The organism is Paenibacillus sp. FSL R7-0297 (assembly GCF_038009025.1).
Classification (GTDB): domain Bacteria; phylum Bacillota; class Bacilli; order Paenibacillales; family Paenibacillaceae; genus Paenibacillus_AQ.
The window spans coordinates 4262237-4286805 of record NZ_JBBPAQ010000001.1; the positions used below are offsets into that span (position 1 = coordinate 4262237).

Annotated in this window: 20 protein-coding genes; all 20 read left to right on the forward strand. The window is 51.7% G+C overall.

Annotated elements, in window-relative coordinates:
* Positions 1-129: 129 nt before the first annotated feature.
* Complete coding sequence (gene rseP, locus MKZ24_RS18755) at positions 130-1404, forward strand: RIP metalloprotease RseP (RefSeq protein WP_042138122.1); 1275 nt, start codon at positions 130-132, stop codon at positions 1402-1404.
* A gap of 99 nt (positions 1405-1503) precedes the next feature.
* Complete coding sequence (proS, locus tag MKZ24_RS18760; RefSeq protein WP_340785445.1) at positions 1504-2952, forward strand: proline--tRNA ligase; 1449 nt, start codon at positions 1504-1506, stop codon at positions 2950-2952.
* A gap of 160 nt (positions 2953-3112) precedes the next feature.
* The gene (locus tag MKZ24_RS18765) at positions 3113-7438 is read left to right on the forward strand and encodes a PolC-type DNA polymerase III (protein ID WP_042237110.1); all 4326 of its coding nucleotides are present in this window, start codon (positions 3113-3115) and stop codon (positions 7436-7438) included.
* A 180-nt stretch (positions 7439-7618) separates the two neighbouring features.
* Positions 7619-8086 (forward strand): ribosome maturation factor RimP, encoded by a 468-nt coding sequence (rimP, locus tag MKZ24_RS18770; protein ID WP_036724721.1) that lies wholly within the window; start codon positions 7619-7621, stop codon positions 8084-8086.
* Between the two features lie 26 nt (positions 8087-8112).
* Complete coding sequence (gene nusA / locus MKZ24_RS18775) at positions 8113-9210, forward strand: transcription termination factor NusA (protein ID WP_039295270.1); 1098 nt, start codon at positions 8113-8115, stop codon at positions 9208-9210.
* A 30-nt stretch (positions 9211-9240) separates the two neighbouring features.
* Positions 9241-9549 (forward strand): RNase P modulator RnpM, encoded by a 309-nt coding sequence (gene rnpM, locus MKZ24_RS18780; protein ID WP_036692616.1) that lies wholly within the window; start codon positions 9241-9243, stop codon positions 9547-9549.
* Positions 9542-9865 carry a YlxQ family RNA-binding protein gene (locus tag MKZ24_RS18785; protein WP_039295273.1) on the forward strand — a complete coding sequence of 108 codons (324 nt, stop codon included), beginning with the start codon at positions 9542-9544 and terminating at the stop codon, positions 9863-9865. Before rnpM ends, MKZ24_RS18785 begins: the two co-directional genes overlap by 8 nt.
* Positions 9858-12560 (forward strand): translation initiation factor IF-2, encoded by a 2703-nt coding sequence (infB, locus tag MKZ24_RS18790; RefSeq protein WP_042237107.1) that lies wholly within the window; start codon positions 9858-9860, stop codon positions 12558-12560. The genes MKZ24_RS18785 and infB overlap by 8 nt, the downstream gene beginning before the upstream one ends.
* Positions 12561-12578: 18 nt before the next feature.
* Positions 12579-12926 carry a 30S ribosome-binding factor RbfA gene (gene rbfA, locus MKZ24_RS18795; RefSeq protein WP_042214811.1) on the forward strand — a complete coding sequence of 116 codons (348 nt, stop codon included), beginning with the start codon at positions 12579-12581 and terminating at the stop codon, positions 12924-12926.
* 27 nt (positions 12927-12953) lie between these two features.
* Entirely contained in the window at positions 12954-13934 is a 981-nt protein-coding gene (locus MKZ24_RS18800) for a DHH family phosphoesterase (RefSeq protein ID WP_042237105.1), read from the forward strand.
* Positions 13931-14845 carry a tRNA pseudouridine(55) synthase TruB gene (gene truB, locus MKZ24_RS18805; protein WP_042237103.1) on the forward strand — a complete coding sequence of 305 codons (915 nt, stop codon included), beginning with the start codon at positions 13931-13933 and terminating at the stop codon, positions 14843-14845. Before MKZ24_RS18800 ends, truB begins: the two co-directional genes overlap by 4 nt.
* A gap of 36 nt (positions 14846-14881) precedes the next feature.
* Positions 14882-15829 carry a bifunctional riboflavin kinase/FAD synthetase gene (locus tag MKZ24_RS18810; protein WP_042237101.1) on the forward strand — a complete coding sequence of 316 codons (948 nt, stop codon included), beginning with the start codon at positions 14882-14884 and terminating at the stop codon, positions 15827-15829.
* A gap of 150 nt (positions 15830-15979) precedes the next feature.
* Entirely contained in the window at positions 15980-16249 is a 270-nt protein-coding gene (gene rpsO / locus MKZ24_RS18815; protein WP_019910460.1) for a 30S ribosomal protein S15, read from the forward strand.
* 222 nt (positions 16250-16471) lie between these two features.
* Entirely contained in the window at positions 16472-18574 is a 2103-nt protein-coding gene (pnp, locus tag MKZ24_RS18820; protein WP_042237097.1) for a polyribonucleotide nucleotidyltransferase, read from the forward strand.
* A 255-nt stretch (positions 18575-18829) separates the two neighbouring features.
* Positions 18830-19816 (forward strand): polysaccharide deacetylase family protein, encoded by a 987-nt coding sequence (locus MKZ24_RS18825; protein WP_042237096.1) that lies wholly within the window; start codon positions 18830-18832, stop codon positions 19814-19816.
* Positions 19817-19895: 79 nt separating this feature from the next.
* The gene (locus tag MKZ24_RS18830) at positions 19896-21161 is read left to right on the forward strand and encodes a M16 family metallopeptidase (RefSeq protein WP_042138111.1); all 1266 of its coding nucleotides are present in this window, start codon (positions 19896-19898) and stop codon (positions 21159-21161) included.
* Positions 21139-21585 carry a dUTP diphosphatase gene (gene dut / locus MKZ24_RS18835; protein WP_340785454.1) on the forward strand — a complete coding sequence of 149 codons (447 nt, stop codon included), beginning with the start codon at positions 21139-21141 and terminating at the stop codon, positions 21583-21585. Before MKZ24_RS18830 ends, dut begins: the two co-directional genes overlap by 23 nt.
* Positions 21586-22016: 431 nt before the next feature.
* The gene (gene dpsA / locus MKZ24_RS18840) at positions 22017-22913 is read left to right on the forward strand and encodes a dipicolinate synthase subunit DpsA (RefSeq protein WP_340785456.1); all 897 of its coding nucleotides are present in this window, start codon (positions 22017-22019) and stop codon (positions 22911-22913) included.
* Positions 22914-23510, forward strand: coding sequence for a dipicolinate synthase subunit B (locus tag MKZ24_RS18845; RefSeq protein ID WP_039294817.1), 597 nt, complete (start codon positions 22914-22916; stop codon positions 23508-23510).
* Positions 23511-23644: 134 nt separating this feature from the next.
* Complete coding sequence (dpsA, locus tag MKZ24_RS18850; RefSeq protein ID WP_340785459.1) at positions 23645-24544, forward strand: dipicolinate synthase subunit DpsA; 900 nt, start codon at positions 23645-23647, stop codon at positions 24542-24544.
* The last annotated feature ends 25 nt before the right edge of the window (positions 24545-24569 follow it).

The following is a 24569-nucleotide window of genomic DNA, read 5'->3' on the forward strand; positions in this document are numbered from 1 at the left end:
TTCCGGAAATATTTGTTATGCCCTGAAAAATAGGGGTGGACTGTTGATTCTCTTGTGCCTTACCTTGGAATAATGATAAATTAAGAGGACATACTTCGGTCTTACACCTAAAGGGGGGAATGTTTCGCAATGGAGATGGTAAGAGTCGTTTTTTTGACGGTATTTATGTTCTTTGTTCTGGTGACCGTCCATGAATGGGGACATTATTATTTTGCCAAACGCGCCGGAATTCTTGTGAGGGAATTTGCTATCGGTTTCGGTCCGAAACTGTTTTCTTATAAACGCAATGAAACCCAGTTCACGCTTCGCCTGCTGCCGTTTGGGGGATATGCCCGAATGGCCGGAGAGGATCCGGAAATGATTGAGATCGGTCCCGGACAGACCATTGCGGTCAGACTGGGCCAGGATAATAAGGTGAAGAATATTTACCTGGATTCGCTGGATACACGCAGAAATGTTATCCGCGGTGAAGCGCAATTCACGGATCTTGAGAATGAGCTGAAAATCCGTCTGGATGTGGATGGTGAAGTAACCACATACGACGTACATCCGCAGGCGATGATGATTAAGGGAAGCCAGCAGACGCAGATCGCGCCCAAAGACCGCCAGTTCGGCAGCAAAAGCGTAGGCCAGCGCGCGGTGGCGATCTTGGCCGGTCCGGTGATGAACTTCATTCTGGCTTTTGTGCTGTTCGCGCTTCATCTGCAAATGGCCGGTATCCAGGTGGAGAATCCGACCTATGTGAAGATCGGCGATGTAAGCGAAGGAATGCCAGCCCAGGAAGCCGGTCTGCAGAAGGGCGACATAGTTGTAGCCGTTAACGGCGAAACTATCGGTGGAGATTACCAGAAGATGATCTCGCTCACTTCCGCGTCCAAGGGCAAAGAGATGAAATGGACACTGCAGCGCGGCGATGAAACCCTTAATGTAGCTATGATTCCCCGCAGTATGGAAGGGGAGGAAGGCGGTAAAGTCGGGATCACTCCGGAGCTTCCTACACGCAAGGCCGGGGTTGGTGAGACTATCACCAAATCAGGCACTGCCATGGTGGATACCACGAAGCTGATCTTCATCGGCTTCAAGCAGCTGATCAACAAATTCAATATGGACGATATCTCGGGACCCGTGGGAACCTTCCAGCTGACCGGGCAGATTGCCCAGCAGGGGATTCAGTATTTGACTTATTGGGCGGCTATACTCAGCCTGTATCTCGGAATCTTCAACCTGCTGCCGATTCCTGCACTTGACGGAAGCCGGCTCGTGTTTCTCGGTGTGGAGGCGCTGCGCGGTAAGCCGGTGGACCCGAACCGCGAAGGCATGGTCCATTTTGTAGGCTTTGCACTGCTGTTCCTGGTGATGATTGCTGTGACTTATAATGATATATTACGCCTCATAAGCGGCTGATTGGTTCACATTACATTCTTTTGGGGTCCCCGCAAAGTGCTTGAGAGCTTCGCTTGTTAACCGGCGCTTTGCGGGGCGAATTTAGGAGGATCTCTTTACATGGCAAAAGACAAGCAGTTCGTTACGGAAATCACGCCGCAGGGCGAAGATTTCTCACGCTGGTATATTGATGTGATCAAAAAAGCGGACCTGATGGATTATTCTCCGGTCCGCGGCTGTATTGTGTTCAAACCGGACGGCTACGAGATCTGGGAACATATCCAGGAGGAGATGAACCGCCGCCTCAAGGAAACCGGACACCGCAATGCCTACTTCCCGCTGTTTATTCCGGAGAGTTTTTTCCAGAAGGAGAAAGAACATGTTGAAGGCTTCAATCCGGAGCTGCCTTGGGTGACTGAAGCTGGCGGCGATGTGCTGGAAGAACGTCTGGCAATCCGCCCAACTTCCGAGACCATGTTCGGCCATATGTATTCCAAATGGATTCAGTCCTACCGTGACCTTCCGGTGCTGATCAACCAATGGGCTAACGTAGTCCGGTGGGAAAAGCGCACACTGCCATTCATCCGCACTACGGAATTCCTCTGGCAGGAAGGCCATACCGCTCATGAGAATGAGACGGAAGCGCGTGAAGAAACGATGAAGATGCTGGATAACTACCGTGATTTCGTAGAGACTTTTCTGGCGATTCCGGTGGTTACCGGACAGAAGACACCATCCGAGCGATTCGCCGGTGCGGTGGACACGTATTCCATTGAAGCAATGATGAAAGATGGACGGGCTGTGCAGGCGGCTACCTCTCATTATCTGGGTACCAAGTTCGCAGTGGCTTTTGATATCCAATACTTAAGCCGTGATAATGTACTTGAACATGCACATACAACCTCATGGGGCTCTACCACACGTCTAATCGGCTCACTGATCATGGTGCATGGGGATGACCGCGGGCTGGCTTTGCCGCCGAAGGTAGCGCCTACTCAGGTCATTATGATTCCGATCGGGCCGCCTAAGACCCGTGAAGCAGTGATCGGGCGCACAGATGAGCTGTTCAAAGAGCTGAAGAGTGCCGGAATCCGCGTACGTGTAGACGACCGCGCAGATGTTACACCGGGCTGGAAGTTCAATGAATACGAAATGCGCGGTGTACCGGTACGTCTGGAGCTTGGACCGCGTGATATGGAGAACGGAGTCTGCGTAATCGTATCCCGGATCAGCGGTGAGAAGAAGATTATCCAGCAGGAGAATCTGGTTGAAGAAGTGAAGGCTATGCTGGAGCAGGTTCACCAGGAAATGTTCGAGCGGGCTCTGAAGTTCCGTGAGGATCATTTCTATTCTGTAGATACCTTAGAGCAAATGAAGGATTCCATGGAAGAGAAGCGCGGCTTTGCACTTGCAGGCTGGTGCGGCTCGGAGGAATGTGAATCCAAGGTGAAGGAAGAAACAGGCGCAGGCAGCCGTAATATTCCGTTCAATCCGTCAGAAACGAAAGAGACTTGTATTTGCTGCGGTGAGCCGGCCCTGCATACAGTTGTATTCGCCAAAGCGTATTAAGCGGCAACTTCAATTTTTATTTGATCCTTTATATTAGCTTCTGGCGAGAGGAGTCGGCGGGCCGCAATTACCCAATGCTTTTTGAACCGGAAGCTTTTCTTACTATACTAGAATTATAGTATAGGTATAGCTAATTATTGCCGAGTTAGGTGGGGAAACCATGGAGCTAAGCGTGGAGAGAAGAAAAAGGTTCGAGCTGTTAATGAAGCAGGGGGAAATTCCTCCGGCCATCATTGATCCCTACTTTTTGGACGGGCAGATCGAGCGTGTGGAAATCAGCCGCGGCAACCGTGACTGGCATATTGTAATTGCGAAAGACAGCCTGGTTCCGGCCCAGACCTACCGGACCTTTGTCCTTAGAATGCGTGAGAAGCTGCAGCATATTGCAAAAGTCAGCTTCTTGTTCCTATATGATGATTCAATCAGCAGAGCGGATATTGTACAGGAGTATTGGGGAATGTTCCTCGAGTGGGTCCAGCGTGAGATTCCATCTGTTAACGGATGGCTGACGCGCTCCAGTCAGGACCTGCAGGACGGCACGCTTTTGCTTAGCCTGAGCGATTCCATGTCTCTTGAGCTGGCCCGTAAAAAGGGCATCGAAGCAGCCATTATTAAATATTATGATAAATATTTCGGACTTACCCTTAAGGTGAAGCTGCAGATTGCCGAGAATGAGAGCAAAGCGGATGCCTACGAGGAATTCCAGCAGAAGCTCCAGCAGGAGCAGCGTGAACTGGTAGAGATGATGATGATGGCCAGTGAACCGGACGAGCCTGAGGAACCCGGTGATCCGAATGAGGTGATTAAGCTTCAGATCGGGTATGAGATCAAAGAACAGGCCGTATCCATTCTGGACATACAGGATGAAGAGAAGAAGATCACGATTCAAGGCACGATATTTGGACTCGACACCAAAGAGCTGCGTAACGGCAACACACTGTATACCTTCTGCATCACCGACTTCACCGACTCTCTGCAGATGAAGATGTTTGCGAAGACTAAGGAAGATCTGAAAGTGATGGGGCAGCTGGCTAACGGTAAATGGGTGCGGGCACGCGGCAAAGTTGAATATGACCGTTTCATGCAAATTCCAGAACTGGTGATGATCCCGTCGGATTTGTCGGAAGTTTCAGCACCGCCGGCGCGTAAGGACAATGCCAAGCAGAAGAGGGTTGAATTCCATCTGCATACTACAATGAGCACGATGGATGCAGTGGCAACCATCACCGATTATGTCAAAACCGCTGCGAAATGGGGACACCCGGCACTGGCTGTTACGGATCACGGTAATGTCCAGAGCTTCCCGGATGCGAACCATGCTGCACATAAGCATAAGCTCAAAATGCTCTATGGTGTGGAGGCCAACGTTGTAAATGACGCAGTAAACATCGTGGAGAATGCACAGCCCCTGGAGCTCAAAACAGCAACCTATGTCGTATTTGACATCGAAACCACCGGTCTGTCGATCACGCGCAACAATATTACAGAGCTTGCAGCAATTAAAATGTGCGAAGGCAAAGAGCTGGACCGTTATACCACCTTTGTTAATCCGCATGAAAAGATTCCTTATCATATCCAGCAGCTGACCAACATTACCGATGAAATGGTCAAAGACGCTCCTGATCTGGAACCTGTACTAAAAGAGTTCGCCCAGTTTATCGGCGACAGCATTCTGGTAGCCCACAATGCACGGTTTGATATGGGGTTCATTCAGGCTTCCCTGAAGAAGCTGGGCCAGCCGCAGCTGCCGAATCCTTCACTGGATACGCTGGAGCTTGCGCGTTTGCTCTTCCCGACCATGAAGAACCACCGGCTCAATACACTCGCTGACAAGTACAAAGTGCTGCTGGAGAGCCATCACCGGGCGGTGGACGATACGATTGCCCTGGGCGGAATCCTCAATGGATTGCTCGCGGATGCGGAAAAGATGAAAGGGTTGACCCGGCTTGACCGGCTGAATGATTATGTAGGCAATGACCTCTCGAATGTACGGCCGTTTCACTGCGGTATTTATGCACTGAATCCGACCGGCAAAAAGAACCTCTATAAGCTGATCTCCATGTCACATACGGAATATTATAAACGGGTACCCTGTATCCCCAAATCGAAGCTTGAGGAACACCGGGACGGGCTGATTGTCATCTCCGGCTGTGAGCGCGGCGAGTTCTTTGAAGCGGTGCTGAACAAGACAGTGGAGGAGGCCATAGAGGTGGCCCAGTTCTATGATGTTCTGGAGATTCAGCCGTTGACCATGTACATGCATCTGGTGGATAAAGGTTTCGTGGCCAGTGCCGAGGATTTACGCGGTGTTGTGCGCAAGATATGCGAAATCGGCGACCAGATGAACAAGCCGGTCATTGCTACCGGCAATGTGCATTACCTGGAGCCGCGTGACAAGCTGTTCCGTGATATTACAATTCATGGGATTACCGGCTTCAGTCCGCTTAAAGACCAGCGTAAACCAGATGCCCATTTCAGGACCACCGAGGAAATGCTTACGGAATTTGAGTTCCTGGGCCCGGAAAAAGCGATGGAGGTTGTGGTCACCAATACCGTGGAGCTGGCCGAACGTTTCGAGGAATATGATCTATTCCCGAGCGAGCTGTTCACCCCAATTATTGAAGGAGCGGATGATGAGATCCGCAATACCTGCTATGAGACAGCCAAATCAATTTACGGCGAGGAATTGCCGGAGGTTGTAGTAGCCCGTCTGGAGAAGGAGCTTGCGCCGATTATTAAATACGGCTTCTCTGCCAACTATCTGATCTCGGAACGGCTCGTTAAAAAGTCGAACCAGGATGGATATCTCGTCGGCTCACGTGGATCGGTAGGATCATCTGTTGTTGCAACGTTCCTTGGTATTTCTGAGGTTAATCCGCTGCCGGCCCACTATATCTGCACGAATTCGGAATGCAGGTATAGTGAATGGTTCCTGGACGGCAGTGTACCGAGCGGTTTCGACCTGCCGGACAAGGCCTGTCCGGACTGCGGCGGGAATCTGAAGGGGGAAGGCCAGGATATCCCGTTTGAGACGTTCCTGGGCTTCAAGGGGGATAAGGTTCCCGATATCGACCTTAACTTCTCGGGGGAGTATCAGCCGAATGCCCACAATTTTACCAAAACGATGTTTGGACCTGATAATGTATTCCGGGCAGGCACCATCGGTACCGTAGCTGAGAAGACCGCCTTCGGGTTCACAAAGAAATATGAAGAGCATCACCAGAAACGCTGGCGCGGAGCCGAAATAGGCCGTCTGGCGGCCGGCTGCACGGGTGTGAAGCGCAGTACGGGGCAGCATCCCGGCGGTATCGTTGTTTTGCCGGATTATATGGAGATCGAAGACATTACCCCGGTGCAGTTCCCGGCAGATGATGTTACGGCAGAGTGGAAAACAACCCATTTTGACTATCATGCCTTCGATGCCAACCTGCTGAAGCTCGATATCCTGGGCCATGATGATCCGACCATGATGCGCATGCTGCAGGATCTGACCGGCGTAGACCCGACCACCATTCCAATGAATGATCCAAAGGTAATGAGCATGTTCAACTCCACAGATGCGCTCGGGGTAAGACCGGATCAGATCCGTACCCCTGTAGCCACCTACGGAGTGCCGGAGATGGGGACGAAGTTTGTCCGCCAGATGCTCGTGGAAGCCAAGCCTTCCAGCTTTGCCGACTTGCTGCAGATTTCAGGCTTGTCCCACGGGACCGGCGTGTGGCTGGGGAATGCCCAGGAGCTCATCAAGAATAATACCTGCAACATCAAGACGGTTATCGGCTGCCGTGATGATATCATGCTCTACCTGATTTATAAGGCCGATATGGATGCCAGCCTGGCCTTCAAAATTACGGAAAGTGTGCGTAAAGGGAAGGGGCTTCCTCCCGAGTGGATCGAAGAGATGAAGAAATGCAAGGTGCCGCAGTGGTACATTGATTCCTGTCTCAAAATCCAGTACATGTTCCCGAAGGCGCATGCGGCAGCGTATGTCATCTCTGCAGTGCGGACCGCCTTCTTCAAGCTGTATTATCCGATTGAATATTATGCGACTTACTTCTCTGTCCGTGCCGCTGATTTTGATATTGAACTCTGCTGTAAGGGTTATGAGGCCATTGGTCGCCAGATTGTAGAGATCGAGCAAAAAGGCTTCCAGGCGTTGCCGAAGGAAAAAGCGATGCTTCCGGTACTGGAAATGGCACTGGAGATGACTGCCCGCGGCTTCACCTTCAAAAATATCGATCTGTACCGTTCCGATGCCACCAAATTCACGGTTGACGGCACCAGCCTGATTCCGCCGTTCTCTTCGCTTGCGGGTATTGGTGATAATGCCGCGATCAATATTGCGGCTGCCAAGGATGCCGGAGAATTCCTCTCCATTGAGGACTTCCAGCAGAAATCCAAAGCCAGTAAAACGGTAATTGAGCTGCTGAATGGAATGGGCTGCTTCCGCGGTCTGCCTGAGAGCAACCAGCTGTCATTATTCTAAATTCCGCTGCAAATCATGCTTTGAAATAAGGGAGTCAAGGGCTGGTACTTGTCAGTGCAGACTCACTATGGTATAATTTTTTTGGTAATAATGAGATAAGTCCGTTGTGTAAAGAGTGGGGAAACCCACTCTTTATCTTTGGTATATAGCAAAAGACAAGTTCGTGGAGGTAATCTTCTTTTGAGCACACCCAAATCCAAAATTAAACAGACGGTAGAGCAGCTGCTCGGGTCCTATCTCGAGGACAATGGTTTCGAACTGGTGGACGTTGAATACGTGAAAGAAGGCTCCAATTGGTTCCTGCGCGTATTCGTAGATAAAGAAGGCGGCATTGATATCGATGACTGCGGTACCATCAGCGAATACATCAGCCAGAAGCTGGATGAGAATGATCCGTTTTCCGAAGCTTATTTCCTTGAGGTTTCCTCGCCCGGAGCTGAACGTCCGCTCAAGAAAGCGGCGGATGTTGCCAAAGCGGTTGGCAAGGATGTATATGTAACGGTGTATGAGCCGATTCAAGGACTCAAAGAATTCGAAGGTCGTTTGCTCTCGTTCGAGAACGAGGAACTGCTCATCTCCGCGGGCAAAAAAGAACATGTAGTACCGTACGCCAAGGTCGCCAGTGCGAGATTGGCCATTATTTTTTAACGTCTTGAAAGGGGGACCGGAATTTCATGAGTATGGAGTTTATCGAAGCTATGAATGAACTGGAAAGGGAGAAAGGCATCAGCAAGGATGTGCTGTTTGAAGCCATCGAAGCTGCGCTGATCTCCAGCTATAAACGCAATTTCAATGCGGCGCAGAATGTGCGTGTGGATATGAACCGCAACACAGGCGTAATCAAGGTTTTTGCCCGCAAGCTGATTGTGGAGGAGGTTCTGGACTCACGGACAGAGATTTCTCTGCCGGGAGCCCGGGAGATCAACCCGCATTTCCAACTGGAGGATATTGCCGAACTCGAAGTTACACCGCGTGATTTCGGGCGTATTGCTGCCCAGACTGCCAAGCAGGTTGTTACACAGCGTATCCGTGAAGCGGAACGCGGACTTATCTATAACGCTTTTATTGACAAGGAAGATGATATTGTTACCGGCCTTGTCCAGCGTCAGGATATGCGTAACATTTATGTGGATCTTGGTAAAATCGAGGCGGTTCTGCCGCTGGGCGAGCTTATGCCGGGCGAGAAGTTCAAGCAGAGCGAGCGTATCAAGGCTTATATCACCAAGGTGGAGAATACGACCAAAGGACCGCAGATCATGCTGTCCCGCAGTCATCCGGGTCTGCTGAAGCGTCTCTTCGAGCTGGAAGTGCCGGAGATTTTTGACGGAGTGGTTGAGATTCGTTCCGTTGCCCGCGAAGCCGGCTTCCGTTCCAAAATCGCCGTGTTCTCGCGTAATCCCGAAGTCGATCCCGTTGGTTCCTGCGTAGGCCCTAGAGGCACACGTGTTCAGACCATCGTAACCGAGCTTCGGGGCGAGAAGATTGATATCGTACGGTATTCCGAGCTTGTGCAGGAGTATGTGGCCAATGCACTCAGCCCGTCCAAAGTGCTTGAAGTTCAGGTCTTTGAAGCTGAGAAAATGGCGCGTGTCATCGTTCCTGATTACCAATTGTCGCTGGCGATCGGCATCAAGGGGCAGAATGCCCGTCTTGCTGCTAAGCTGACCGGCTGGAAAATTGATATCAAGAGTGAGACTCAGGCAGAGCAGGAATACGGCAGACCCAGAACTTCTAATGATGAAATGCATCAGGATTCCGTCTCCATCGATTAATGAATCTGCTGACTGACGGGAGGCGCTACTATGAAGCAAAGAAAGGTACCGCTGCGCAAATGCGTTGCCAGCCAAGAGATGATGCCCAAAAAAGAGCTGATTCGCGTGGTGAGAACGCCTGAGGGCGAAGTGCTCATTGACCTGACGGGCAAGAAGTCGGGCCGTGGCGCTTATATCTGCGGTAAACTGGAATACTTTAAGCTGGCACAAAAGACCAAAGCACTTGACCGAGCATTGAAATGTCAAGTGAGTCCTGAAATCTATGCCCAGCTTGCCCGGGATTTTGCATCCGTGGAGGAGCAATTTTTGGCAGCGAAGGATAGTGAGGACAATGAGTAAGACTCTTTCTTATTTAGGGCTTGCGATGAGAGCAGGCAAGATTGTCACCGGCGACGAGGCTGTGCTTAAGGCAGTGCGGTCTTCAGAGGCGAGGCTGGTCGTCCTGGCAGGTGACGCTTCAGATAATACCCAAAAGAAGTTCCGCGATAAGTGCGGGACCTACGATATTCCACTAGTAATCGCATTTCACCGGGATGAACTCGGTGCAAGTATTGGTAAAGACCAGCGCGTAGTGCTGGCCGTTACGGATAAAGGATTCGCGGAAATGATCTCCAGAACGCTTGGAGATACTGTCGGAGGTGGAGTTATTGACTAAAGAAGACAATAAGGATAAACTGCGCGTGTATGAATACGCGAAGTCTCTGAACATGAGCAGTAAAGAAATCATTACAATTCTGAAGCGTTTGAATGTCCCTGTGAATAATCATATGAGTGTCATGGAGAATGGCTCCGTGAACAAAGTAGAACAGTTCTTCAAGGACATCAAGTCAAACGCTGCAGCCAAGCGGGACACCGGCACCAGCAGCCGACCGGTAACTACCGGCGCGGTAACAGCCGAACCCCAAAGTGCTCAGAATGCCAACAAAAATCAACCGGAAAAGCAGGTAGGTATGAACAGTAACCAAAACAACAACCAATCGACGACGTCCCCAAGGCCCCAAAGCGGACAAGATTCCCGCAGAACACAAACAACAGGTACAACGCAGAATTCACGCCCGCAAGGCAGCTCCACTGGCAGCCGTCCACAAGGCAGCTCCACCACTGGCAGCCGTCCGCAAGGCAGCTCCACTGGCGGCAGCCGCCCGCAAGGCAGCTCCACTGGCAGCCGTCCACAAGGCAGCTCCACTGGCAGCCGTCCACAAGGCAGCTCCACCACTGGCAGCCGTCCGCAGGGCAGCTCCACTGGCGGCAGCCGTCCGCAAGGCAGCTCCACCGGCGGCAGCCGTCCGCAGGGCAGCTCCACCACTGGTAGCCGTCCGCAAGGTCAAGGCGGCGCACCCCGTACAGGTGACCGTCCACAAGGTCAAGGTACTGCACCACGCACGGGCGACCGCCCGCAGGGTCAAGGCAACGCAGGCGGAGATTTCTCCCGCGGCGGTGACAGAGGTCCGAAGAAGAATGCTACTGGCGGCAGACCGAACAATAACAGCGGCCAGAAACGTTTTGATGACGGCAAAGGCGGCAACTTCCGCGGCCGTGGCGGCAAGAACAACCGCGGCAGAAACCAGCCGATGGTACACCGTGAGAAGATTGACAACACACCGAAGAAGATTATTGTCCGCGGCAGCATGACGGTTGGTGAAACGGCGAAGCTGCTTCACAAGGATGCTTCGGAAGTGATTAAGAAGCTGATCTCGATGGGCGTTATGGCCACGATCAATCAGGAGCTTGATATCGACACGATCCTGCTTCTGGCCGGCGAGTTCGGTGTAGAAGTAGAAGTGAAGATCCCTGTAGATGAAGACAGCTTCGAAACCGTGGAAGAGAATGATTCCGACGATGATCTGCAGTCCCGTCCTCCGGTTGTAACGATCATGGGTCACGTTGACCATGGTAAAACAACCTTGCTCGATGCCATCCGTTCCACGAACGTAACTGGCGGAGAAGCAGGCGGAATTACACAGCACATCGGTGCGTACCAAGTCGAAATCAACCACAAGAAAATTACGTTCCTTGATACACCGGGCCATGAAGCGTTCACTGCTATGCGTGCCCGTGGTGCCCAGGTTACGGATATGACGATTATCGTCGTCGCTGCCGATGACGGTGTTATGCCGCAGACGGTAGAAGCGATCAACCATGCCAAGGCAGCCGGACTTCCGATCATTGTTGCAGTTAACAAGATCGACAAGCCAGGTGCGGACCCTGACAAGGTGAAGCAGGAGCTTACAAGCTATGAGCTGGTTCCGGAAGAGTGGGGCGGCGATACGATCTTCGTTAACCTGTCGGCCAAACAGCGCATCAACCTGGAAGAGCTGCTGGAAATGATTCTGCTTGTTGCTGAAGTAAATGAGTACAAAGCGAACCCGGACAAACGGGCACGCGGTACTGTTATAGAAGCTGAGCTTGACAAAAACCGTGGACCAGTTGCCCGTATTCTCGTACAGAACGGTACGCTGAAAGTCGGCGACGCCTTTGTAGCAGGTAACTGCTTCGGACGCGTACGTGCCATGGTCAATGACAAGGGACGCAAGATCAAAGAAGCGGGACCTTCCACACCAGTGGAAATTACCGGTTTGACTGAAGTGCCGCAGGCGGGCGATCCGTTTATGGCCTTCGAAGATGAGCGCAAGGCCCGTGCGATTGCGGACAGACGTTCGACTACGCAGCGCCAGTCTGAGCTGAACACGAACACCCGTGTAACATTGGATGATCTGTTCAAGCACATCAAGGACGGAGAGATCAAAGATCTCAACGTGATTATCAAGGGTGACGTACAAGGTTCGGTAGAGGCGCTGAAAGGCTCCCTGGCCAAGATCGAAGTTGAAGGTGTTCGCGTGAAGATCCTTCACAGCGGTGCCGGAGCGATTACGGAATCCGATATTACCTTGGCAGCAGCATCCAACGCTATTGTTATCGGCTTCAACGTTCGTCCGGATACCCAGACGAAAGCGGCAGCTGAGCAGGAGAAAGTGGATGTGCGTCTGCATAACATTATCTACAATGTAATCGAAGAAATTGAAAGTGCCATGAAGGGGATGCTTGATCCCATCTACAAAGAGAATGTTATCGGCCATGCTGAAGTGCGCAATGTGTTCAAAATCAGCAAAGTGGGTACCATCGCAGGTTGTATGGTTACTTCCGGCAAAATTGCCCGCAACGCTGAGATGCGCCTGATCCGCAGCGGTATCGTTGTCTTCACAGGCAAGATCGACACCTTGAAACGTTTCAAAGATGATGCCAAAGAAGTGGCGCAGGGTTATGAATGCGGCATAACTTTGGAACGCTATAATGATGTCGTTGAAGGCGACATTATCGAAGCGTTCATTATGGAAACGGTAGAGCGCTAAGCGAAGAGGTGAATATAGATGTCTAAAATCAGAACCGGACGGGTTGGCGAACAGATTAAGAAAGAACTGAGCCAGCTCATCCAAAGTGGACTGAAGGACCCGCGCGTCGGGTTCGTAACTGTAACTGGCGTAGATGTGACAAATGATTTGTCACAGGCCAAGGTATACCTGAGCGTATTCGGGGACGAGGAGCAGAAGTCAGACTCGCTCAAGGCGATTGAGAAAGCTAACGGCTTTCTCCGCTCGGAGCTTGGCAAAGCAATCCGCCTGCGCCACACTCCTGAGCTGATCTTCAAGATTGACGAATCCGTTGCTTACGGAAGTCATATTGAGAAGCTGCTCGGAGAAATCGGCAAAACCGAATAGAGCTACGGAACATAAAGGAGACGGCGAATGCAGAGCTATGAACAAAGTCTCCAGCAGACCCGTAAGTTTCTGCTGGAACACGACGATTATCTTGTAGTGTCGCATGTTCAGCCGGACGGAGATGCAGTCAGCTCCACCCTCGCGGTGGGCTGGCTTCTCTCATGTCTGGGCAAAAAATATTGTATGCTGAACGAGGGCCAGATTCCGCAGCGTATGGAATATTTATGGCATGCCGATCAAATTGTCAATCTGTCTGCTGCAGGCCAACTGCCGCGCCAGTACAGCAACGTCATTTGTGTCGACTGTGCGGATTTTCAGCGTGTAGGACTTACCCAGCGTCATTTCACCAGTGATGCACTTATCGTAAACATAGACCATCATCCCACCAATAATGGGTACGGTGCCGTAACGCTCATCAAGCCGGATGCGGCAGCTACAGCAGAGATTCTGTTCGACCTGCTGAAGACGTTTGAGGTGGAATGGGATATCGATATTGCCACGGCCATTTATACCGGTCTCTTAACAGATACCGGCGGTTTCCGCTATAACAACACTTCGCCTAAAGTGATGGCAGCTGTATCCGAACTGCTGGCATTAGGCGTGAATGGACCTGAACTGGCAGAGACACTGCTTGAAGAGATGACTCTTCCGCAGGTCAAAGTGCTGAACCGGGCACTCAGTACACTGCAGCTCAGTCCTGAAGGGGATATTGCCTGGGTGTACGTTACACCTCAGGATATGCTGGACTGTGATGCGGCCAACGAGGATCTTGAAGGGATTGTCAATTATCCGCGTAATATCCGCGGGGTTGAAGTAGGCATTCTGTTCAAGGTAATCGATGAGCATGCGGTGAAGGCCAGCCTGCGCTCAGCAGGTAAGGTCGATGTCGCGGCGCTGGCGCAGGTCTTCGGCGGCGGCGGGCACACGCGGGCAGCGGGAGCCCGCATTAACGGAAGTCTTGAAGAGGCGGTAGCGAAGGTGCTTGAGGAGGTTAAACTTCATTTATGAGTGAACTTACAGGTGTTCTGGCCGTATATAAGCCGGCAGGGTTCACTTCACATGATGTTGTGGCCAAGGCGCGGCGGATTCTCGGCATGAAGCGGATAGGACATACCGGTACACTTGATCCCCAGGTGACCGGAGTGCTGCCGTTATGTCTGGGACGGGCCACGCGGGTGGTTGAGTACATCCAGGAGCTTCCCAAGGAGTATGTTGCTACGCTGCGGCTGGGATTTGCCAGTGATACAGAGGATTTAACAGGGACGATTACGGAATCAGTTGAAGAGGTTCAAGTTACGGAAGCTGAAGTGCTGGCTGTTCTGAATTCCTTCAAAGGTGTGATTTCACAGGTTCCCCCGATGTATTCAGCAGTGAAGGTGGATGGTAAGCGTCTGTACGAGCTGGCCAGAGAAGGCAAGACGGTGGAACGTAAGAGCCGTGAAGTGGAAATTTATGAGATTGAAATGCAGGGTATGGTCTGGAGCGGCAATTATCCCGATATCACGTTCCGGGCATTATGCTCCAAAGGAACGTACATCCGTACCCTATGCGTGGATATCGGGCGTGCGCTTGGAGTACCGGGTGTGATGGTGAAGCTGGAGCGGACCATGTCGGCAGGGATATCTGCCAGTCATTGTCTGACCCTGGAGCAAATTGCTGAATATAAGGAAGCAGGTACGCTGGAAGAACATTTAATTGCCGCCGATGAGGCGATTTCGCATTTGCCCAAACATACGGTAGCCGAGGAGAAGAAGAAGGCCGCCCTACAAGGGCAACGTCTGTCGCTACGCGTTGTGGCACCTGAAGTAAAGAGCAGCGGAGATTTCCGGCTCTATGATCTGCAAGGGGAGTTTCTAGGCATCTATGCTTTAGAAGCCACCGGTGCGATTGCTCCTGTTAAAGTGTTTGCACAGGCTTAGACTTTAATTTATTTGTGAATGTAGGTGAGAAACAGCGTGAGAACCGTAACCTTAAGCTATCCTATGTTGCCGGAGACGGCAGCAGAGTGGGCGCAGCCTCAAGTAGTTGCCCTGGGGCAGTTCGACGGACTGCACCGCGGACATGCCAGCGTCATAACATCTGCTGTAGCTCTTGCCCGCCAGGCAGGTGTACCTGCAGCTGTCATGACCTTTTATCCCCATCCTAAGGATGTTATGGGTAAAGGTGACTATGAAGGATATTTGACACCATCCCGGGACAAGCAGGAGCTGCTTGCCGGGATGGGCGTTGATATTTTATATATTATTGCATTTAATGAAGAACTCTCCCGGGTTAGCCCGGTGGACTTTGTCTCTGTAATGCTGCTGCCGCTGCAGATTGTTACCGCCGTAGTCGGTTTCGACTTCCGCTTCGGCTACAAGGGCGAAGGCGATACAGACACACTTCGGGAGCTGGGGCAGGGTGTTATGAATGTAGAAACGGTCTCCCCGTTTCTTCTCGAAGGAGAGAAGGTCAGCAGCTCCGGCATCCGCAAGAGCCTGCTGAACGGGGAACTGGATAAAGCCAATGCCTGGTTTGGACGTTGTTATCACCTGCGAGGAATTGTGGGTCATGGAGAGAAGCGGGGCAGGACCATCGGGTTTCCAACAGCAAACCTGCAGCTTGATGACCGCTATGTCATTCCGGCCAGAGGCGTGTACGCCGTCAAGGTATTTTACAAGGAAGAAGTATTGTACGGTGTGATGAATGTCGGCGTGAAGCCTACGTTTCATGACGGGATGATTGCTCCAAGCTTTGAAGTGCATCTGTTTGATTTCGCGGGAGATATTTACGGGCAGGAGCTTAAGGTAGAACTGGTATCCTTTATCCGTTCTGAACGCAAGTTTGAGTCCATCCAGGCCTTAATCGCCCAGATCGGCGCAGATGCCGAGACAGCCAAAGGGCTTCTGGGATATCATTCCTAATCTTTCCCGGACATGCCGTTTACTTTTGTCTTTGTAGGTGCTATACTGATTAACGTTGCTGGAATGACAGCAGCATAACCTTAGCTTGGTTGCTTGTTCTCACCGACGGTGACGAGGCTACTGGCGATTATAATGAAGGAGGTGAACAGGATGGCATTGACTCAAGAACGTAAACACCAATTGATCGACGAGCACAAAACTCACGAATCCGATACTGGATCCCCTGAGGTGCAAGTTGCTATCCTTACGGAGAACATCGTTAATTTGACTGACCACTTGCGCACGCACAAGAAGGATCATCATTCCCGTCGCGGACTGCTGAAGATGGTTGGACAACGTCGTAAACTGCTGGCGTATTTGAAGAACAAAGACATCAGACGTTACAGCGCCCTGATCGAAAAACTGGGATTGCGTCGTTAATTTTCCATAAGTAGAGCCCTAAAGCAGCCTGGTTGTATACCGTATGTCCTTCTTACGAGCGACAGCGGGACAGCCGGGTTGCTTTTTGAAAATTTAGGGTAAACTTTTACAGTAGATAAGTGGATATTATTCGCAAAAACGGCTAGATCACCTCATGGAGGACAAGCCGTTTTTGCTTGTAGAACATACAGAACAAATTACTATCATTCAAGGAGGGGTTTTATGGAACAACGTGTGGAAATGCAGCTGGGCGGAAGACGCCTTGTGCTGGAAACAGGCCGTCTGGCCAAACAAGCGAACGCAGCCGTTATGGTGCGGTACGGAGATACTTCAGTATTGTGTACGGTTACAGCATCCAGTGAGCCTAAAGATCTGGATTTCTTCCCGCTTACGGTTAACTACGAAGAAAGATTGTACGCAGTGGGTAAAATTCCGGGCGGGTTCATTAAGCGTGAAGGACGTCCAAGTGAAAAGGCGATCCTGTCGAGCCGTCTGACCGACCGTCCGATTCGTCCATTGTTCCCTGAAGGATTCCGCAATGACGTGCAAGTCTTGAACCTGGTTATGAGCGTGGATCAGGACTGTGCGCCTGATATTGCAGCTATGATCGGTACTTCCGCTGCTCTGAGTATTTCCGATGTGCCTTTCAACGGTCCAATCGGGGGCGTAGCTGTTGGACGTATTAACGGTGAATTCATCATCAACCCTGATGTAGCCCAGCAGGCAATCAGCGATATCTATGTCGTTGTAGCCGGTACTAAGGACGCTATCATGATGGTGGAAGCTGAAGCCAATGAAGTCACTGAAGATGTAATGCTTGAAGCGATCATGTTCGGACATGATGAAGTCCGCAAGATCGTAGCTGTGATCGAGCAGCTCGTAGCCGTTGCCGGCAAAGAAAAGATGGCTGTGAAGCTGCATGCGGTTAACGCTGATGTGAACGCACAGGTTCGTGCCTATGCGGAGAGCCGTCTGGTTGACGCCGTGAAGATTGCCGAGAAGCATGCCCGTCAGGATGCTATCGATCTGGTTAATAATGAAACGGTGGAGTATTTCGCAGAGAAATACATAGAGTCACCAGAGCTTCTTAAAGATGTTAAGGAAGTGCTGCATGATATCGTGAAGGACGAAGTAAGACGTCTGATCACGCATGATAAGGTACGTCCAGATGGCCGTAAGCTGGATGAGATTCGTCCGATTGAATGCGATACAGCGCTGCTGCCGCGTACACACGGTTCTGGTCTGTTCACACGCGGACAAACACAGATCCTTAGCGTTTGTACACTGGGTGCGCTGGGGGATGTACAGATTCTTGACGGAATCGATCCGGCTGAAACCAAACGCTTTATGCATCATTACAACTTCCCTCCGTTCAGCGTAGGGGAAGCCCGGCCGCTGAGAGCACCGGGACGCCGCGAAATCGGCCACGGTGCACTGGGTGAACGCGCATTGTCCAAAGTGATTCCGAGTGAAACTGAATTCCCGTACACCATCCGTCTCGTATCGGAAGCCATTGAATCCAATGGTTCGACTTCCCAGGCGAGTATCTGTGCCAGTATCCTGGCGATGATGGATGCAGGGGTGCCCATCAAGGCGCCGGTAGCCGGTGTCGCAATGGGTCTGATCAAAGACGGAGAACATGTCTCCATCCTGACAGATATTCAGGGTATGGAAGATCACCTCGGCGATATGGACTTTAAGGTAGCGGGAACAGCAGAAGGCGTAACGGCGATTCAGATGGATATCAAAATCGACGGCATCGACCGTAAAATTCTGCAGGATGCGCTCCAGCAGGCCAAAGAAGGACGTATGTTCATCTTAGGTAAAATGAATGAAGCAATCTCTGCGCCAAGAACAAGCCTGTCCAAATATGCTCCAAAAATCATTATCATCAACATCAATCCGGACAAAATCCGCGATGTTATCGGTGCTGGCGGTAAGATCATTAACAAAATCATTGAAGAAACCGGCGTAAAGATCGACATCGAACAAGATGGCCGTGTCTTCATTGGGTCCTCCAACGAAGAGATGATTCAGAAGGCCCGCGGCATTATCGAAGGCATTGTGCGTGAAGTACAGGTCGGCGAGATCTATGTCGGTACTGTTAGACGTATTGAGAAGTTCGGCGCATTCGTTGAACTGATTCCTGGTAAAGACGGCCTCGTGCATATTTCCCAGCTGTCTACAGAACGTGTAGCTAAAGTGGAAGATGTTGTTGCCATCGGCGATACCATTACCGTAAAGGTAACCGAAATCGACCAGCAGGGCCGCGTCAATCTGTCGCGCAAAGCTGTGCTGACTTCGGAAAGCGGAGCGAAGGCGTAAGGATAACCTCGCCTGCGGTTTTCCGGAAATCTAATTAAATGAATGAAGAAGAGACAGAAGCAGTACCGTTCTGGCTCTTTTTTTCTAGCAATGAACCGACAGTACTCAGGTGCGGATAGTATATGGCAGTGGGCTGCACTCTTTGCGTTATGCATATTCGGCCCTTTTCATACATAGGCTGGGACAAAGCGTCCCTGCACTTCTACCCTTGTGCCGGGATGGATCAGACCGTTTCTGCCGGGGAGGAAAGACGTCATGAAGACGGACAAAGCAGCGCTTGTGCTGGCCTGCATTGCAGTAGTAATCGGGATTGGCAGCACGAATGGGCCGGTCAAAGAGATGATCGCCGGGCTTAAGCCGCAGGCCGATACGGCCGTGATGAGCTATGCGCCAAAGCAAACCAACGATGAATTGCGCGCGCAGATTGCCGGCAAGGCAGCGGAGCTGAATGCGCAGCCTGTCGATGCTGTCGTTGACCGGGTATGGAAAGCCATACCGGGGTACAATGGACTTGAAGTGGATGTGGAGGCAACCTACCGGAACGCGCTTTTGCGGGGCCCGGCGGACAGCCTCAAACTGGTGTACCGCCAGACAGAGCCGAAGGTATCGCTGAGTGATCTGGGGGCGCAGCCGATCTACCGGGGCAATCCGGCCAAGCCGATGGTGTCGCTGATGATTAATGTGGCGTGGGGGAACGAGTATATTGTGCCGATGCTGGATATTCTGGACGAGGAGAAGGTCAAGGTGACCTTTTTTCTGGATGGAAGCTGGCTTAGTCATAACAAGGAGCTTGCCGCCGAAATGCTGAAGCGGGGACATGAAGTAGAGAACCATGCCTACACACATCCCAACATGAGTACACTCAGCCGCGCGCGTGCAACGGCCGAGATTGAGAAGACACAGAAGCTGCTGAAGAATACCCTGGGGGTAACCAACCAATGGTTTGCTCCGCCTTCAGGAGATTTTAATCAGCAGACGGTGGAGATTGCAGCCTCACTGGGACTAAAAACGGTATTATGGACGCTGGATACAGTCGATTGGCGCCATCCTTCTCCGGATTCGGTTATTGCCAAGATCAGCAGCAAAGCGGAGCCCGGAACCCTGGTACTGATGCATCCTACAGACTCCTCTTCCCAGGCGCTGAGGGGAATGATCCGTGGGATTAGAGCCAAGGGCCTGCAGCTGGGAACCGTCAGTCAGACACTCTCAACAGAGCGTATTACACCTCCGGAAGTTGAGTGAACAGACTATTTCTGATAGGATAAGAGGCGCGAATAATAAATACAGACAGATACAGGGGCTGTGCCAGGAGGATTTTACATTGGACAAAATATTATTATCGAACGGACTTCGGGTGGTTACCGAGAAGATCCCTACCGGAAGATCCGTATCCTTCGGAATCTGGGTCAAGACGGGCTCACGCAATGAGAACCCGCTGAACAACGGGATTTCTCATTTCATCGAGCATATGCTCTTCAAGGGAACTGACCGGTACAGCGCGAAGGAGATCGCCGAACAGTTTGATGCGATTGGCGGTAATGTCAACGCGTTTACCTCGAAGGAATATACATGCTATTATGCCAAAGTGCTGGATGAGCATCTGCCGATTGCTGTGGATGTGCTGGCGGATATGTTTTTCCGTTCACGGATGGATGCCGAGGAGCTGGCTAAAGAGAAGAATGTCATTCTGGAGGAAATCTCCATGTGCGAGGATACGCCGGATGATCTGGTCCATGAGCTGATGTGTGCAGCTGCATACGGCGAACACCCGCTGGCTTACACGATACTCGGACTCAAGGAACGTCTGCTGGAAATGACGCCGGATGACCTGCGTGCATACATGAAAGAGCAGTATACGATCGAGAATACGGTAATCAGCGTAGCCGGAAATATTAATGACGGGCTGATTGAACTGCTGGAGCAGCATTTTGGCTCGTTCGCGAACCACGGTGAATCGCCTTCGCTGACTGAACCGGATTATCAGGGGGAGCTGGTCTTCCACAAGAAGAAAACAGAGCAGAATCACATCTGCATTTCCTTGCCCGGTGTGAAGAGCGGCGGCCCGCTGCAGTATCCTATGGCTCTGCTGAACAATGCCTTTGGCGGCGGAATGAGCTCGCGGCTGTTCCAGGAAATCCGTGAGAAGCGCGGTCTGGCGTACTCAGTATTTTCGTATCATAGTGCCCAGGCCGACAGTGGCTTGTTCACCGTATATGCCGGCACAGCGCCGAAGCAGACCAAAGAGGTTACCGAGCTGATCAAAGAAATGCTGCACGATCTTGCTGTGAACGGCCTGAGTGAGGATGAACTCCGCAAAGGCAAGGAGCAGCTGAAAGGCAGTCTGATCCTGAGTCTGGAAAGCACCAGCAGCCGGATGAACCGGATGGGCAAAAATGAGCTGATGCTCGGCAGGCAGGATACCCTCGATGAGATGATTGCCAAAATAGGGGCCGTGACCATGGAGGATATCAATGCGCTGCTGGATTTTATGTTCGCACAGCCGTTGTCTCTGGCTATGGTAGGCTCAACAGATAAAGCGATAGCCAATGTTAGGAGAGATGATCTTGTCTTATTACGTTCAAATTAACAAGCTTCCCGGGAATGAGGATGTGCTGCTGCCCTGCAAAATGTCCGAACAGGCCTCTGGGTATGACCTGTATGCCGCTGTAGCAGAGGCTGTGGTGCTTGCTCCGGGCGAGCGCACATTAATCCCCACAGGAATCTCACTCGCCATGCCGGACGGGCTGGAGGCGCAGATCCGTCCGCGCAGCGGCCTGGCCCTTAAGCACGGTATCACCTGCCTGAATACCCCGGGTACCATCGATGCGGATTACCGTGGTGAGATTAAGGTGCTGCTGATCAACCTGGGTCAGGAGCCGTTTGCGATTGCCCGCAATGAGCGGATTGCCCAAATGGTGTTCCAGGCTGTGCCATCTGTAACGCTGGTGGAAGTCGGTGAGCTCAATGAAACGGAGCGCGGCGTCGGAGGCTTTGGACATACGGGTAAATAAGCAGCAAATTCGTATAGGATCTTATAGAAATTAGACTAAAGCTTGCGGAAACCGCACCTTCATGGTGCGTAACCGCAAGCTTTTTTATGTTTGGCATATGCGTAAATACGTTAGCCTTCTATTTGGCTGTGCCCTTAGCCTGTTTATGCCCGACTACCTCATAGAGCTTCTCCATCTGGGCATCCCGGCGGTCGATAATATCCTGAGCCGTTGTATAGACTTCGATATCAGGCATAACTGCATTGGCCGGATCACGGCTGGGATCGGGGCGGGTGAATTTACTTTTATAGCTGATTGTAGAATGAATAACACTTATTATCAGTGATTTATCTCAGCTTCACCGGAATTCATCTCCGCTCTTCACCCATCTGCACCACACGGCATAAGATGCTCTATAGTCGAATGTGTATGTTGAAAGGAGCGTCATCCCTATGCTTACTGGCATCAGGATCGTGTTCCTGGGCGGGGACGCGAGACAAATTGAAGTGATTCGGAAATGTGTGGAAATGGATGGGACGGTAAGCGCTGCCGGTTTCGACAAGTGGGATGCCCCAAGCCCGGGGGTAAACCTGGAACAAATGTCGGCAGAATTACTCAGCAGCGCAGATGTGCTGGTGCTGCCGGCTGTCGGCTGCGATGATGAGGGTTATATTAATGCGGTATTTGCTTCAGAACGCCTGCAACTGCTGGAAGAGCATATAGCTGCGCTGCCGTCCCGGGCTATCGTGTATACCGGCATGGCCAAAAGCTATTTGCGCGGCCTGTGTGTCAGACATTCACTCAAGCTGGTGGAGCTGCTGAACCGGGATGATGTGGCCATTTACAATTCTATCCCGACTGCTGAGGGTGCACTGGTTATGGCTATACAGAATACCGATTTCACCATCCATGGTTCTACCTCAATGGTACTCGGAATGGGCAGGACGGGATTCACCATGGCCAGGGCACTGCAAGGCATGGGTGCAACTGTAAAAGTAGGCGTAAGGAAACAGGAGCATTATGCAAGGGCAGAGGAAATGGGCTGGAAGCCGTTTATGACCGGAGATCTGCTGCTTCACGTACCGGAAGCGGATCTGATCTTCAATACCATTCCAAGCATGATTATTAACGCACAGGTTCTATCGCGTCTTCAGCGGCACTGCGTGATCATCGATCTGGCTTCCGCACCGGGCGGGTGTGATTTCCGCTATGCCGAGAAGCGCGGGATCAAGGCGATGCTGGCACCGGGACTTCCCGGTATTGTGGCCCCCAAGAGCGCCGGAATCATTATGGCTAATGCGCTGGTACAGTCGTTATCAGGCGAGACTTCAATCAGGGGGGACGAATAAATGGATTGGCATGGTAAAACAGTTGGTTATGCAATTACCGGCTCTCACTGCACCTTTGCTGAGGTAATGCCGCAGATTCAGCGGTTTATGGATGGCGGCGCCAACGTGGTGCCGATTGTATCGGCATCTGTGCTGAACACGGATACGCGCTTTGGCACATCGGAAAATTGGTTAAAACAGTTGAAAGATATAACGGGGAATGATATCATTTCTACAATTGTTGAAGCGGAACCGCTGGGTCCTTCGAAGCTGCTGGATGTACTTACGATTGCTCCCTGCACAGGGAACACAACAAGCAAACTGGCGAATGCCATGACGGATAGTCCGGTGCTGATGGCTGCCAAATCGCAGATGCGCAATGGGCGTCCGCTGGTGCTGGCGATCTCCACCAACGATGGCCTGGGCCTGAATGCGGCGAATATTGCTAAGCTGCTGGTAACTAAAAATATTTATTTTGTGCCATTCGGCCAGGATAATCCGGTTGCTAAGCCTAACTCACTTGTGGCCCGGATGGACCTTATTCCTGAGGCTTGTTATGCAGCCCTGCAAGGCAGCCAGCTGCAGCCTATGATTATCGAACGGTTTCATTCAGCATAGCATTACGGCTCTTCACAGCAGCCAAGCACATATGTAACCTAACTGCCGTCCTCATTCTGAGGGCGGTTCAACAATTTATTCAGCAGGGTAAGGTTGGAGCATTTTTCAGGGTGGAGGAAAGGGGCATTTTCCTTATGCTTACTGGCATCAGGATCGTATTCCTGGGCGGGGACGCAAGACAGCTCGAAGTGATCCGCAGATGCGTAGAGATGAATGCGGCAGTAAGTGCCGCGGGGTTCGACCAGTGGAAGACTCCGGTTCCGGGGGTGTCTCTGGAACTGATGTCCGCAGAACTGCTTGGCACAGCTGATGTGCTAGTGCTGCCCGTGGCAGGATGCGATGAGGAAGGGAAGCTTAACGCGATGTATTCCTCCGGTCCGCTGCAGCTGCTGGACGAACATATCGCGGCGCTGCGGGCAGATTGTATAGTATATACTGGTATAGCCAAAGATTATTTGCGTGCCTTGTGTACCAGGCATTCACTGAAGCTCGTGGAGTTGCTGGACAGGGATGATGTGGCGATATACAATTCCATTCCTACAGCGGAAGGCGCGCTGGTTATAGCCATTCAGAACACCGATTTCACCATACATGGCTCCAATTCAATGGTGCTGGGCATGGGAAGAACCGGCTTCACGATGGCCCGGACCCTGCAAGGCCTTGGAGCCAGGGTGTCTGTGGGGGTCAGGAAGCAGGAGCATTACGCCCGTGCGGAAGAAATGGGGTGGAAGCCTTTTATGACCGGAGCCCTGCAGCTTCATGTGGATGATGTTGACCTTATCTTCAATACCGTTCCCGGCATGTTGCTTACGGCAGAGGTTCTTTCGCGTGTCCCCCGGCAGTGTGTAATTATCGATCTGGCTTCGGCTCCGGGCGGCTGTGATTTCCGTTACGCGGAGAAGCGGGGGATCAAGGCGATTCTCGCCCCGGGCCTTCCCGGAATTGTCGCCCCGGCAAGCGCAGGGAGGATTATGGCTGGTGCATTGCTGCAGTCGATTTCGGACGAGGTTTCGCACACGCCGGGGGAAGAATGAACTGTCAGAGATTTGATTAACACAT

What these genes read in the sequence shown, in the direction of transcription:
- dpsA (WP_340785456.1), top strand. Translation starts at nt 22,017, where the DNA reads ATGCTTACTGGCATCAGGATCGTGTTCCTGGGCGGGGACGCGAGACAA.
- MKZ24_RS18800 (WP_042237105.1), top strand. Translation starts at nt 12,954, where the DNA reads ATGCAGAGCTATGAACAAAGTCTCCAGCAGACCCGTAAGTTTCTGCTG.
- dpsA (WP_340785459.1), top strand. Translation starts at nt 23,645, where the DNA reads ATGCTTACTGGCATCAGGATCGTATTCCTGGGCGGGGACGCAAGACAG.
- rnpM (WP_036692616.1), top strand. Translation starts at nt 9,241, where the DNA reads ATGAAGCAAAGAAAGGTACCGCTGCGCAAATGCGTTGCCAGCCAAGAG.
- MKZ24_RS18825 (WP_042237096.1), top strand. Translation starts at nt 18,830, where the DNA reads ATGAAGACGGACAAAGCAGCGCTTGTGCTGGCCTGCATTGCAGTAGTA.
- proS (WP_340785445.1), top strand. Translation starts at nt 1,504, where the DNA reads ATGGCAAAAGACAAGCAGTTCGTTACGGAAATCACGCCGCAGGGCGAA.
- rbfA (WP_042214811.1), top strand. Translation starts at nt 12,579, where the DNA reads ATGTCTAAAATCAGAACCGGACGGGTTGGCGAACAGATTAAGAAAGAA.
- MKZ24_RS18785 (WP_039295273.1), top strand. Translation starts at nt 9,542, where the DNA reads ATGAGTAAGACTCTTTCTTATTTAGGGCTTGCGATGAGAGCAGGCAAG.
- nusA (WP_039295270.1), top strand. Translation starts at nt 8,113, where the DNA reads ATGAGTATGGAGTTTATCGAAGCTATGAATGAACTGGAAAGGGAGAAA.
- MKZ24_RS18845 (WP_039294817.1), top strand. Translation starts at nt 22,914, where the DNA reads ATGGATTGGCATGGTAAAACAGTTGGTTATGCAATTACCGGCTCTCAC.
- rpsO (WP_019910460.1), top strand. Translation starts at nt 15,980, where the DNA reads ATGGCATTGACTCAAGAACGTAAACACCAATTGATCGACGAGCACAAA.
- MKZ24_RS18765 (WP_042237110.1), top strand. Translation starts at nt 3,113, where the DNA reads ATGGAGCTAAGCGTGGAGAGAAGAAAAAGGTTCGAGCTGTTAATGAAG.
- rseP (WP_042138122.1), top strand. Translation starts at nt 130, where the DNA reads ATGGAGATGGTAAGAGTCGTTTTTTTGACGGTATTTATGTTCTTTGTT.
- pnp (WP_042237097.1), top strand. Translation starts at nt 16,472, where the DNA reads ATGGAACAACGTGTGGAAATGCAGCTGGGCGGAAGACGCCTTGTGCTG.
- truB (WP_042237103.1), top strand. Translation starts at nt 13,931, where the DNA reads ATGAGTGAACTTACAGGTGTTCTGGCCGTATATAAGCCGGCAGGGTTC.